9 protein-coding genes and 2 pseudogenes are annotated in these 13,086 nt (G+C 43.1%); 1 reads left to right on the top strand and 10 read right to left on the bottom strand.

Translation table 11 applies throughout. From position 1 onward, the window contains the following. Window positions 1–14: 14 nt before the first annotated feature. A pseudogene (locus G7035_RS27545) lies at window positions 15–1,222 on the top strand (IS5 family transposase); the annotation flags it as partial. Between the two features lie 490 nt (window positions 1,223–1,712). Here the strand turns inward: G7035_RS27545 and G7035_RS22620 are convergent. From G7035_RS22620 to G7035_RS22580, 10 genes and pseudogenes are all read right to left on the bottom strand, one after another. Continuing rightward, window positions 1,713–1,928: pseudogene (locus G7035_RS22620) on the bottom strand (tyrosine-type recombinase/integrase); the annotation flags it as partial. Then, entirely contained in the window at window positions 1,927–2,169 is a 243-nt protein-coding gene (locus tag G7035_RS22615) for a hypothetical protein (RefSeq protein WP_019687305.1), read from the bottom strand. The pseudogene G7035_RS22620 and the gene G7035_RS22615, both read right to left, overlap by 2 nt. 85 nt (window positions 2,170–2,254) lie before the next feature. Next, window positions 2,255–3,415: an alpha/beta hydrolase family protein gene (locus G7035_RS22610; protein WP_016820873.1), complete on the bottom strand. Its 1,161-nt coding sequence runs from the start codon at window positions 3,413–3,415 to the stop codon at window positions 2,255–2,257. A 223-nt stretch (window positions 3,416–3,638) separates the two neighbouring features. Then, entirely contained in the window at window positions 3,639–4,694 is a 1,056-nt protein-coding gene (locus G7035_RS27860) for a HAMP domain-containing sensor histidine kinase (protein ID WP_019687306.1), read from the bottom strand. 1 nt (window position 4,695) lies between these two features. Beyond that, on the bottom strand, window positions 4,696–5,391 hold the full coding sequence (locus G7035_RS22600) for a response regulator transcription factor (protein WP_019687307.1): 696 nt from the start codon (window positions 5,389–5,391) through the stop codon (window positions 4,696–4,698). A 435-nt stretch (window positions 5,392–5,826) separates the two neighbouring features. Further along, window positions 5,827–5,958 (bottom strand): hypothetical protein, encoded by a 132-nt coding sequence (locus G7035_RS27735; RefSeq protein WP_019687308.1) that lies wholly within the window; start codon window positions 5,956–5,958, stop codon window positions 5,827–5,829. 23 nt (window positions 5,959–5,981) lie between these two features. Beyond that, complete coding sequence (gene ppsA / locus G7035_RS22595; protein ID WP_019687309.1) at window positions 5,982–8,600, bottom strand: phosphoenolpyruvate synthase; 2,619 nt, start codon at window positions 8,598–8,600, stop codon at window positions 5,982–5,984. Window positions 8,601–9,542: 942 nt separating this feature from the next. Further along, window positions 9,543–11,180 carry a glycoside hydrolase family 13 protein gene (locus G7035_RS22590; protein WP_019687310.1) on the bottom strand — a complete coding sequence of 546 codons (1,638 nt, stop codon included), beginning with the start codon at window positions 11,178–11,180 and terminating at the stop codon, window positions 9,543–9,545. A 64-nt stretch (window positions 11,181–11,244) separates the two neighbouring features. Further along, window positions 11,245–12,138: a carbohydrate ABC transporter permease gene (locus G7035_RS22585; RefSeq protein WP_016820867.1), complete on the bottom strand. Its 894-nt coding sequence runs from the start codon at window positions 12,136–12,138 to the stop codon at window positions 11,245–11,247. A gap of 13 nt (window positions 12,139–12,151) precedes the next feature. Continuing rightward, window positions 12,152–13,066: an ABC transporter permease gene (locus tag G7035_RS22580; protein ID WP_019687311.1), complete on the bottom strand. Its 915-nt coding sequence runs from the start codon at window positions 13,064–13,066 to the stop codon at window positions 12,152–12,154. Window positions 13,067–13,086: the final 20 nt, after the last annotated feature.

Genomic DNA, 13,086 nt, shown 5'->3' with positions numbered 1-13,086 from the left:
TGGAGGCGTCAGGATTGTATCAGCGAACCGAGAACCAGATGAACCTGCCCGTCGACTTTTTTCTGCCGTTCGGCGGAAAGCTCGCAGAAGATAACCGCTGGGTGCTGCTGGCCCAGATGATTCCGTGGTGGATGCTCGAAGAGAAGTATGCGAAAAACTTCAAGAAAAGCCTCAAGGGCCAAAAAGCCGTTTCGATCCGTATCGCGCTCGGCGCACTCATCATCCAGGAGCGGCTTGGCACCGATGATCGGGAGACACTTCGTCAGATTCTGGAGAACCCGTATCTGCAGTACTTCCTCGGTCTGCCGGAATATCGGTACCGCCGTCCGTTTCATCATTCTCTCATGACGCATTTCCGCAAGCGATTGGGTGGCGAAATTCTGGATGAAGTGAATGAATGGATCGCTCTGGAAGAAGCGCGCAAGTGTCGGATGATTCATCGGACGACGATGAACCTGGCAGCGGAACTGACGCAGCGTCCGGTAAGCCTTCAGAAACGCAGCCACAGCAGATGGAACTGACGAACGAGGGCGAACTGCTGCTGGACGCTACCTGCGCGCCGGCGGATATCGCCTACCCGACGGATTTGTCGTTACTGAATCAGGCCAGAGAAAAGCTGGAGAAGATCATCGACATCCTGCACGAACCGGAACGTGGAAAGACCCGCAAGCCCAGAACATACCGAGAGTGTGCCCGCAAAGCCTATCTGGCGGTTGCCAAGCAGCGGCGCGTGAAGCCGCGCGCGATACGAAAAGCGATCGGCAAGCAGCTCAGGTTCGTTTCCCGTGATCTGCGCATGATCGCCGAACTCGCCGATATGACGAGCGGCCTGCCGCGGCGTTTGTACAAGGAACTGCTGGTCATTCAAGAGCTTTATCGTCAGCAGCAAACGATGTATGACAAGCGGACACACAGCATATCGGATCGGATTGTCAGTATCGCACAGCCACATGTCAGACCGATCGTGCGCGGCAAAGCCAGGGCAAACGTCGAGTTCGGAGAGAAGCTGGCGATTAGCGTGGTGAACGGCTACGCTTTCCGCGAGCATCTGTCGTGGGATAGCTACAACGAAGGGCAGACATTGCAGGACGCCGTAGAGCGTTACCGCGCCAGATTTGGTTATTATCCCAAAGCGGTGCTGGCCGACCAGATCTATCGAACCCGCGACAACTTGCGCTTCTGCAAAGAGGGAATTCGCTTAAGCGGACCGCAGTTGGGTCGTATTAATAATGGTTTCGCATTTTCAATAACCTTAGATATAGTCGAGCTATTTCATAACTACACTCACCTAAAATCACTTTGCGATGATTCGCTGCTCTCATCAGTTGGAGTAACTACAGACAATCTCTTTGTATTCTACTAAAGTAGGGAACTTTGTGTCATTTTAGTAGGGGATTTTGTGTCAATGTACAACAACAGTTGCAGCAGAAAACTACATCTATAAGGTTCTCTTCAGACATATTCACAAAACCCGTATTTTGTACATATGTATAGCATGATCTTCGGAGATAAAAATGCCTTAACATAAACTGTTGATTGACACAAAACTCCCCTTGTTTTCGATACCAAAGCACCCTCTTTAACTTTATTCCTTGTGCTATCATTGAAAAATCATTATGTAATTTTATGTTGGATGTAAAATTGCATAGTTCTCACTTATTATAGTGGGATTTTGTGTCACTGATTTCATGTTTCCTTACGTTGGAAATTGCTCACTTATCCATATTATTAACTGCAGTTCTCATTTCTTCATCAGACAAATGTGTATAGATCATGGTTGTTTGTATAGACGAATGCCCTAACTGATTCTTCAACCTAGGTACGTTATTGTTCTCCAGGTGATAACGAGTTGCGAATGAATGTCTCAAAAAATGCACTGTCAATGCGGGTTTGCCAAATGCCTTCGCATATTTCTCAACGAGCTTTTCATCCAGCAGTCAATAATGTCAGCAGACTCGCCAGACGTTCTTCCATCTGTTCCAATGTCAATATGCTCATTCTGGAAGCCGCAAGCTCAATGGCTAACGGAATCCCTTCTATTTTTTTGCATATGGCACCTACAAGCTGCAAGTTTTCCAGCGTGGGCTGAAGCTTAGGAGCAACCAAAAACGCACGTTCCATAAACAGTTGCACGGCTTCAAATTCCTTGATTTCTTCTTGCGAAAGCATCTCCAGCGAATACTCCTCCCCTGGAAAGGATAACTGGGGAATCCGATAGACGTATTCCCCAGTTTACTTTATGACGTCCTGGCAATCACTTAGGACGAGGTGCAGCTGGTCCAAGCCCAATTGAGCAGAGCCAATTCAGCGCTACCTCATGTAGCACGTTGATGTTGTCTACCTGACAGTGTTCTAATCCCCCAAGTCTTCTATCCTCTATCGGGAAGAATGTCTTGTTTTTCGAACCCGCTTGCTCATAATTTTTCAAGGCTTGTGTCAGCGGATTTGGCTGAACCAATATCTCTTCCGCTCCGTGCATTACAAGAAGCGGACATTCTATCTGGTGAAGCACCCCCTCAAGATCATAGGCAAAACGCGGATTACCCGCAAAGTCCTCCATGCTTTTTGCCCCCAGAATTCTCATGCCATGTGCGGCCAGACTCGGTGGCATCCATTTAAGCATTGCATCCCAATCAAAGGCATGCGTACCGCCGTCGGAGATGACGGCAGCAATTCTGTGATCGAACGAAGCGAATCGCAAAGAGTCGTAAGCCGCAAAACTCTCACCGTGCACGATAATCTTATCGGGATCGACTTCTGGCCGCGTTAGAAGAAAGTCGATTGCTCGGGAATGGAAAGCCTCACTGTCCGCTCGTCTTCCTTTTCCCTTTTCGTACAGCGAGAGGCCGGTGCCAGGCTGGTCATAAACCAGAAAGTTATATCCACACGAAATAAAAGCGGGACCTAGCCAGAAATAGTTTTCAATTGACCACTCGTCGCCACCGTTGAGAGCAAAAAGGGTCGGCTTCGGACCTTTTATCCAGGAAGGGGAGAAGAAGTAACCATCCAGCTTGACATCTTCGTAATCGACTTGGATCTTCTCCGGTTGGACATCGAAGTACTTCCCGGCAGCTTCGAAGAGTTCATTTACTTTTTTAAATACACGGATTTTCTCGGTGTCATCATCCATCACCGTATATTCTGCAATTCTGTAGTAATTGCAGGCACGAATGTAGCAGTTTCGTGCTGTATACCAGTTTCCAGCTGTTTCGGCCTCCTTGCCGTGTCTTTCCAATGCCTGAGCCGTTATGAGCCATTCCCTGTGCCACGTGTCCTTGTCTTCGGGGTCGATTTTTTTGCAGGCCTCGTAGATCTCGGTGACGTCCGTAGCACCGAGGCTTGCCATACCTAAAGCTTTGGTGACTTGGTATGACATCATGTAGTGATTGGGCCAACGGCTGAACTCAATTGACATTGTAACATCCCCCTTTTCCAGTTCTAGTTCTTGTAGTTTTTTTACTACAAGTAATTTTTACAACACAAAGATAAAGCTTCTTTAAAAGAAAAATAAATGTTTGTAAAGAGAATATAAAAAATTATAAAACACTAAAAAAATAAAAAATGGCTGCTGCCTGGGTGTTCATAGCTGGCAGCAGCCTTTAACTCCTGTAGTAAAAGAAAATGTGCAAAAAATAAAATCAGTGTTGTGCGGCCAAGGGAAGGCTGAATCTTATCCCCAAACCGCCATATTCGGAAGGGTAGGCGTCAATTTCGCCCCTATGATGTTCAATAATGGATTTACAGCTTGCAAGACCCAGCCCCAGCCCGCCCTTTTGGATTTGTCGCGATTTATTCACAGTGAAAAATTTGAGGAACAGAGAAGATATATCCTTATCCGGCACTCCAATTCCATTATCCTCGATTTGAAAAAAGGCATACTGTCCTAGCGGGTAACCGGTCATATACACTTTCAGCTTATTTTTCCCTCCATATCTTACAGCATTGCTAAAGAGGTTGCCGAAAACCCGACGTATCATCGGTTCATTGATCATCAGCCATATATTTTCCGTGAATGAATGGCGGCAAGTAAGCTCATTGTCAAGTCCCGCCAACTCATATTCATATTCAAGGGCAATGTTTTCAAATAATTTTGATGCTTTTACAGGTTTAGCTACCATAGATTCCAACTCCAGTTTTTCTTTGGTGAAGCTGGAGAAATCATTGATGAGTTCGACCATATATCCTGACTTCTTTTGAATCAAATCATAATATTCCTGCTTTTCAGTTTCTGGTAAATCCTTGTGCATAGCCAGCAGTTCAGTAAAGCCATTAATAGATGTCAAGGGAGTTTTCAAGTCGTGGGCAATTGCCGCGATCATATCGGTCTGCTCTTTGTGCGCGAGTTGAAGCCGATGCTCCATCTTATTGAAGTGTTTATAAAGTTCTCCGATCTCGTCATTACTTCTTAGAACTAGGGGAGGCAGTGGATGTACAATATTTACTTCTTCAAGCCTGGTATTCAGAAGCTGAATGGGTTTCTCTATGCAAAAATGAATATAGATAATTAGAATAATAAATATGATGCAGGCAATTGCAAATATGGGCAGGAGCAATGCTATATATCGCGAGTCCAGTAATGAACTGCGTATAGGAGAATATACTGCAAAGACAAGCTTCAGGTACATTCCAATCGAAAACATGAATATTATAAACATCAGCAGGAACAAAAGAGGAAGCTTTATTTTCAGTTTCATACTATTGCTCTCTTTCCGTGTATTTATATCCTATGCCCCATATTGTTTTAATAAAGTCATATTCAGGACCAAGTTTCTTACGGATATTTTTTATATGAACCGTTACGGTATTTATTTCTCCGTATTCGTCTCCCCAGACGTTTTCATATATCTGCTCACGAGTCAATACATTATTGGGGTGGCGCATGAGGACAGACAGAATCTGAAATTCCTTCGTTGACAAGTCGAGCTTCCTGCTATTCAGGAATGCTTCAAACGTCTTATCGTTCAGAATGAGCGGAGAATCCGCCTTTTCGTTACTGGGACTAAGTTCATCCCACTCTTTAAAAAGCCTGTCCACTTTTCTGAAGTGAGCCTTTATCCTGGAGACAAGCTCCTGAATACTGAAAGGTTTGGTCATGTAATCGTCTGCTCCTATTTCGAGCCCGACGATTTTATCAATGTCCTTATCACGCGCACTTAAAAACAAAATTGGAACATTATAAGAGTTTCGGATACTTCTGCAGACATCAAGTCCATCCATATCAGGCATCACTATATCAAGAACGATGAAATCAATATGATTTTCTTCCAATGCGGATAAGGCTTCTTTCCCAGAATATGCCGAAGTTATTGCAAATTGCTCGTATCTTAAACTCTTTGTGATGAGTTTTACGATTTCTTCATCGTCGTCTACAACTAATATCGTTTTTAGCATATTTATACCTCCCAGCCGCTTTAAATGGACTGAATTTATAAAACAAAAGCCGCATGGACTTCTCGCTTTGAAAAAAGTCGCGCTCAAAGCGTCTCTCCAGTCCCGGATAAGCTGGAAAAAGAGCTTGAGCAACGACCTGGGCAATGCTGGCTTTAACAAACTGGTATGCTCTTCAATAGCGTTCGAGCTATGTACATATTCCAGCTTGAAGGCCTGCACATAGCTTTTGACGTAATGTCCGGGAGTGTGTCTAATCAAAAGACAGTGTGAAAAGGAGCAAGAAAACCATCACAAGTTTTGGTTTTCAGCCTTTTCCGATAAAGTCCATCCGAGCTCCGCACTCCACATGACTTGAGTGTCGGTCACTTTGCAGTTATTAATAACTTCTTGCAAGTTTATCATACAGGAGAATTGAACACTAATTCATGCAGGAAATCACTTTTGGATGATACTACCGCTAGTTAGCGGAATCATGGTATTGCCCTGTGGGTTAGGTGAAACGAATGCTAGGCCTGTATGTGTTTGAATTAAATGCAGCGGCAAGCTTAAATGACCGCCACTGCCCATAATTACCCCCCCTTAATTATCCATTACAAAAATTCGATATACCCTTCTGTTCCATGCACGCGAATTCGTTGGCCATCTTTTATCAGTTTGGTTGCATTCTCCACTCCGACAACGGCTGGCAAGCCATATTCACGTGCGATAACGGCTCCATGCGTCATCAGTCCGCCCACTTCCGTAACTAAGCCTTTTATGGATAAAAACAATGGAGTCCAGCTGGGGTCAGTAAAGGAGGTGACTAGTATGTCGCCATCTTCCAGATCAGCCCCTTCTATATTCAGGATCACACGAGCTCGCCCCTCTACAACGCCCGAAGAAACAGCCAGGCCTACAATAGCTTCAGCGGGGATATTTTCTCGTTTGTATTGACCTGTAATGATTTCGCCATCAGATGTGATAACACGTGGGGGAGTTAATTTTTCATATAATCTGTACTCATTTTTTCGTTTGTCGATGACCTGGTAATCCAGTTTATTGGTGCGTATAGTTTCCTGCAATTCTTCAAAAGAGAGATAGTAAATATCTTCTTTTTCATGAAGAATGTTGGCTTGTACGAGTCGTTCCGCTTCCTTTAGTAAAGCCTGTTTATAAATGAAGTAGCGACTAACAATGTCGTATTTCGGATATTCACGATAACCGATGAAATTCCGGATCTGGTCGATAATTTGTTTTGTCTCTTCGGCTTTTTGTTCACCACCTGGTAATTGTTTCAATCGGGCTAATAAGTCCTGTTCTTTTTTCAAAGCCTCCTGTCGCCCTTGCTCAAATTTTCGTTTACTGGCGCCAGGCTCAAGGTTTTTGATGTTACTGAGGATCATAGGCACCAGTATACTTGGTTTTTCACTCCAGCGTGTTCTTGTAATATCGATCTCCCCGGCACATCGCATGCCATATTTGTCGAGATAAGTAGCGACAGCATCACGCACCTGCTGCCCACCTTCAAATTGAACCAGTTCATCTAAAAAATTATCATCCTTTACCTGTTGTAAATACTCAACTATTTTCGGATAGGGACGAATCACATCTGCAACATCCAGTAGCTCCATGCCCATTTCAGAAGTGACGTTATTAGGTACAGATAGGGAAAGTGTGTCTGCTACATTTTTTTCTCCTAACCATTCATTCATTTTTTCATTGATCCATGCTGAAGCATGGATGGCGGACATAATTACACTCAAATTTTTCAGATCTGATGCACGCTGCCTCCGTTGCTGCATATCTTCCAGGATACAATCAAATACATCCAATCCTGATTTCGTTTGGATGTTACGTTTTAACGCTGATAACGATGTCTCACTACTCTTAATCAAATCAGCAACAATTACCGGGTCATTTCCTGCCTCTTCCAGAATATCCGCAGACGACATACCCTTATGGCTTTTAACAGGCCCCGGTTCGCTTTTGTCAGATGGGTCCAATTTTATAAAATCTCCCCGCTCTATGATGGTAATAAGCGCGTCTTTTATGAGCGGATCGGAGTGTCCTAAAACATCCAATAAATTCTGCCTCCCATCCAGTGAAGATAGGCCCATCGTGATATCCACAAACAGCCTTCCACCACCAGTTTTAAACATGGGTGTAGCACCTGTTAACATCCAAACAGATATCCCCAGTGGTTTAATAGGATCAGTCATCATTTGCTGATGGCCGACAGATACATACACGTGATTCTCCTGGTCATTTGCTTCAGGAATGGGATATAAAGTGGTGATCGGCCGACTCTGAACAATATAAAATGTATCATCAGCCAAACACCATTCAATGTCTTGTGGGCAGCCGAAATGTTCTTCGATCTGTCTTCCAATGCGTGCCAGTTGTAAAATTTGTTGATCCGTAAGGGTTTGCGTCTTTTGCTGATCAGGACTGAGCTGCTTGGTCTCTGTTCCGCCTTCTTTTCGTCCATAAATAGCCATTTTCTTGGTTTCCACCCTCTTGTTGACGATTACCCCATCCTGTACTTGATAATAATCGGCAGATACCAAGCCGGAGACCAGCGCTTCTCCAAGTCCGAAACTAGCATCGATAGAGAGCAGCTTTCGGTTGCCATTGATGGGATCAGCGGTAAATAAAATCCCTGAAGCCTGTGGAAACATCATCCTTTGAACGATAACAGATAAATAAACTTGGCTGTGATCAAATCCATTCTGCATTCGGTAAATTACCGCGCGTTCTGTAAATAAAGAAGCCCAACATTTGCGGATATGCTCCAAGATGGATTCTTTGCCGATAATATTTAAATAGGTGTCTTGTTGACCAGCAAAAGAAGCATGCGGCAAATCCTCAGCAGTCGCACTAGAACGCACGGCATAAGCATATTCATTACCAAACTGGGAGAGATAGTGGGCAACTGCTTTCACAACATCGGAAGGAATGGCTACTTCCATAATGGCCTGTCGAATCTTTTTGCTGACTTCGTCAATTTGTTCTCGATCTTCTACTTTAAGCGTAGTTAGCTGATCCAACAAAGCATGAACCATTTCGTTTTGTTCGATGGCTTTTTGATATCCCACTGTTGTAACACAAAACCCTTCTGGCACTTGTATTCCTTCCATTTTGGCTAATGCCCCTAAGTGCAGCCCTTTTCCACCAACAAGCAAAAGCTGAGTGTTATCCATTTCTTGAAAATCGAGAACCAGTGAATTCATTCAACATCTCTCCTAACCATTAATATAGAGAAAAAAGCGAACAATCATGATTATGTCTAGTCACCACTGAAGTAAGTCGCCGCGTACTTCTTCTCAAAACCGCTTGAGGATGTACGCAGCCTGATCGCACATTCCACCATCCTTTTCTATTTTTTGGGGGCAAAAAAAGCATTGACAAATCAAAGTTCTAGATGTATTATGAAAATATGGATAATAAAATTATTGGCATTTATATGATTTGTCAGTAGCGTTATCGATTATATCATAGCGTTTATTCGTGTTCAATTGTTTTATATAAAAAGAGATGATCCTTGAATTTATTAGGGTTATCTCTTTTGTGTTCAGTTGAACCATCATGTTAGTTTAGTTAGTCATTCTTGATGATTTATCGTCCCGCTGCCTCTTAGATCTATTATTGGCTTGTTAGTGATGATGCTTCCTTCTTGGGAACTGTTTCATTTCCTTTATTGACATGGAAGTTATAAGTTCGTTCTCAATCTCTTGTGTCAATCCGCTTGTCTGTTGCACCATCTCATTCTCTATATCTGTTAAATAAATTCCTTATTAGACTGAGCCTAGAAATTGAAACAGCGACAATCAAGGACGAGAAAATAAAGTCCTAGACTGTCGCTGTTCCATATCTGTAAACAACCGATTTCCACTCACCCGCCGCTTCCAAGCACCAAGATGTTTCTTCGGAGTTGCTCTTTTTTGATTCAAGGGATACCCAATCTATTCACGTATGGTTCTTACCTGTGACAAAAACGTCAGATGCTATTAGCTAGTTATAATGGGTGAATTCTTGCGAATATGCAAATCCCGTTAATGAAAGGGCAATCACCACTAGCCACTTAAACATAAATGGATATGATAACGCAAACTCAGTCACCACTTGCCCACCGATGGAATGTCCGACAATATACTTTTGTGGGATATTCATTTTCATTTATTGAGTGTATCGATAAGGTACATTCTCGCTTCATAAGGGCGCATTTCTACATCAGACATGTTATTTGGATAATTGGATATTAGCAGCTGTTTAGTCTCTGCCAGCTCTTTCTGAAGTGGGAGATCGGTTGTGTATTTTTGAAAATTACATACTACAAGTAGTTTAGCCCCTTTCAGCGTTCGAGTGTACGCGAACAAATCTTTATTCTCGGGATACATCAGCTCATAATCCCCATATATAATCACTTCATGATCTTTCCTTAATCGGATTAGTTTCTGATAATAATGGAATATGGACTCAGGGTTATTTAAACTTTCTTGTGCATGGATATCCTTATAATTCGGGTTTACTTTAATCCAAGGATTCCCTAATGTAAAACCAGCGTTGTCTGAAGCGTCCCACTGCATTGGTGTTCGAGCGTTATCACGACCCTTTGCAAAGATTGACTCCATAACTTTGTCTTCGGGGTATCCTTTCTCAATTCTATCTTTATAGAAATTTAGTAACTCAATATCCCGATAGTCTTCAATTGGATATTGAACATTCGTCATTCCTAATTCTTCCCCCTGATAAATGTATGGTGTGCCTCGCATGCCATGAAGAAGGGTTGCCAACATTTTAGCCGATTCTATCCTGTATTCTCCGTCATTTCCCCAACGAGAAACGATTCGGGGTAAGTCGTGATTATTCCAAAACAAACTGTTCCAGGCATCCCCCTTCAGCTCTGTCTGCCATTTGGACAACACTTTTTTTAATTCTAGAAAATCTAGAGGCTTAAGATCCCACTTCCCTTTTCCCTCTTGTTCATCCAAACTAATATGTTCAAATTGAAATACCATTGAAAACTCACTGCCGTCCGGGTTGCTATACACTTTGGCGATCTCTGGCGTAGCGCCCCATGTTTCTCCAACCGTCAGCAGGTCTCCAGCTTTTTGAAACGTCTCCTTGCTGAGTTCCCTGATATACTTATGCAGATTTGGCCCGTTGCTGGTAATTTTCAAATCTGGTTCTTTTCCGATTAAGTCAATTACGTCAAGCCGAAAACCGCCTACACCCTTGCTTATCCACCAATTGATCATTTCATAAATCTCTTGTCGGACTTTTGGGTTTTCCCAGTTGAGATCCGGCTGTTTTACAGAAAAAAGATGTAAATAATATTGTCCTATCTCGGGTACCCATTCCCAAGCTGAACCACCAAAGGTGGAACCCAAGTCGTTTGGTGGCATTCCTTCAACGCCATCTCTCCAGACATAATAGTCATGGTACGGATTTTCTTTACTTTTTTTTGCTTCTTGAAACCAGGGATGCTCATCGGAAGTATGGTTCAATACCAAATCCATTATGATCCGAATGTCACGTTTCCCAGCTTCATGAATTAACATCTCCATATCATCCAAAGACCCGAACATCGGATCAATATCCCGATAGTCCGAAATATCATAACCATAATCATCCTGAGGGGATTTACAAACTGGTGATAGCCAAATTGCACCGACACCGAGTTGCTGCAAATAGTCCAGACGGGAAACAATTCCTTTCAAATCGCCGATTCCATCACCATTACTATCTTGAAAGCTCCGTGGATATATCTGGTATACAACAATTTCTTTCCACCAATTTTTATTTTCCATTGTTCATTACAACCTTTCCAATAGACGAATAGTGTTTTTATCTTAATCAAGTCACATCATACAATTACTCTTTTACCGATCCTACAACAATTCCAGTCACAAAATATTTTTGAAGCAGCGGATAAATCAGCAGCAGCGGGATGACAGCGACTACGATTTTGGCCGCATTTAGATTTTTGTTTGAAATTTCAGTCAAGTTGCTGAGTTGTGCTGAGTTGGTCCCGGATTGAAGAAGTTCCGCAATATTCACGTTAAGGGACTGAATATAAGTCATTAGTGGATAATTGCTGACTTGAGTCATATAGATCAAACCGCTGAAGAAATCATTCCACGTTCCCACGATACTGAATAGTGCTACCGTCGCCAGCGCAGGGATGGACACGGGAACATACACTTTGAACAGGACCTGCAGCGGACTCGCCCCATCGATGAATGCTGCTTCTTCTAGGGCCTTAGGTACAGCAGAGAAGAAGTTCATGACAAGGATGACACTGAATATAGGGACAGCTCCTGGTAGAACAAGCGACCAAATTGTATTGAGCATATTGAGGTTTTTGATCAATAGATAACTTGGAATCATCCCACCGCTGAACAGCATGGCAAAAATCATGACGTTCATATAAATGTTTCTGCCCCTGAATTCTCTTTTCGACTTGGAGAGCGGGTATGCCATTAGAACAATAAGAATCATGTTGAGAAGAAGTGTGAGCACAACACGTAGAACAGATATGCCAAAGGAACGCCAGAACTGAGCATCATCGATAATTTTCGTATACGCTGCGGTTGTAAAATTGACCGGTACGAGACCTACAGCATTAGCTGACACGGCCTCACTGCTGCTAAATGAAATCGCAACGATATTCCATAATGGAAGAAGGCAAATCAATGCCAGCAAAATGACGATGGCATAGATGATTAACCCGCCAATTCGACCTTTTTGGTTTACAAAATAGGACACAGGCTTGACCTCCTTAAAATATTTTTCGGTCAGTGTATTTTTTGGCCAATTGGTTGGCGGACAATAGCAAAACAATACCGATCACTGACTTGAACAGACCAACAGCCGTACCAAAGCTATACTGTCGCCCGACAAGTCCAATCCGATATACATAAGTATCCAGAATATCTCCCGACTCATAGACAACGGGGTTATACAGATTATAAATTTGATCGAAGCCGGCACTCAAAATATTGGTCAGACTCATCACTCCCATGAGCAGGATAATAGGCAGCATGCCTGGCAACGTAATATGCCATACTTTTCTCCACCAGCTGGCTCCATCCATTCCTGCCGCTTCATACAGGCCCGGATCAATCGAAGTAATTGCAGCCAAATAGACGATGGAACTGTAGCCGAACTCCTTCCACACGTCTGTCCCAATAATCAGCGGCTGGAACCAGGTGTTGCTGCCGAGAAAATTAATATTCTGCAGACCGAAAAAAGCCAAAATTTGATTCATAATTCCATCCAAACTGAACATGTTAACAACCACGGACGCTAGAACTACCCAGGATAGAAAGTGTGGCAGATAAACAATGGTCTGTACGGATTTTTTAACGAATTTGATGCGGATCTCATTTAACAAAATGGAAAAAATGATAGCCATGATTGTTCCCAATAGAATCTTGGCAATGGCAATCACCAACGTATTACTAAAAACCTGTGCGATGTCCGGCAGCTTAAACATATAAATAAAGTGCTTCAGCCCTACAAATTTGGAGCCTAACATTCCTTTGGCTGGTATATAATCCTGAAACGCCGTAATGACACCGACCATCGGAACATAGCTGAATACCAGCAAAAATAAAATACCCGGAAGCATCATCAGATGATATATGGCACCCGTACCGAACGGGCTCTTTGCTTTATCATTTCCCTGTTTCATGGATGGACCCCTTTCCTAAA

Origin of the sequence: Paenibacillus polymyxa, assembly GCF_015710975.1 — a bacterium.
Taxonomy (GTDB): Bacteria; Bacillota; Bacilli; order Paenibacillales; family Paenibacillaceae; genus Paenibacillus; species Paenibacillus polymyxa.
This window is presented reverse-complemented; position numbering and strand designations above follow the sequence as displayed.

Bases quoted from the DNA above. Each gene is read 5' to 3' on its own strand.
- G7035_RS27735 (WP_019687308.1), bottom strand. From the start codon at position 5,958: ATGGGCAGTGGCGGTCATTTAAGCTTGCCGCTGCATTTAATTCAAACA.
- G7035_RS22580 (WP_019687311.1), bottom strand. From the start codon at position 13,066: ATGAAACAGGGAAATGATAAAGCAAAGAGCCCGTTCGGTACGGGTGCC.
- G7035_RS22615 (WP_019687305.1), bottom strand. From the start codon at position 2,169: ATGCTTTCGCAAGAAGAAATCAAGGAATTTGAAGCCGTGCAACTGTTT.
- G7035_RS22610 (WP_016820873.1), bottom strand. From the start codon at position 3,415: ATGTCAATTGAGTTCAGCCGTTGGCCCAATCACTACATGATGTCATAC.
- G7035_RS27860 (WP_019687306.1), bottom strand. From the start codon at position 4,694: ATGAAACTGAAAATAAAGCTTCCTCTTTTGTTCCTGCTGATGTTTATA.
- G7035_RS22590 (WP_019687310.1), bottom strand. From the start codon at position 11,180: ATGGAAAATAAAAATTGGTGGAAAGAAATTGTTGTATACCAGATATAT.
- G7035_RS22600 (WP_019687307.1), bottom strand. From the start codon at position 5,391: ATGCTAAAAACGATATTAGTTGTAGACGACGATGAAGAAATCGTAAAA.
- ppsA (WP_019687309.1), bottom strand. From the start codon at position 8,600: ATGAATTCACTGGTTCTCGATTTTCAAGAAATGGATAACACTCAGCTT.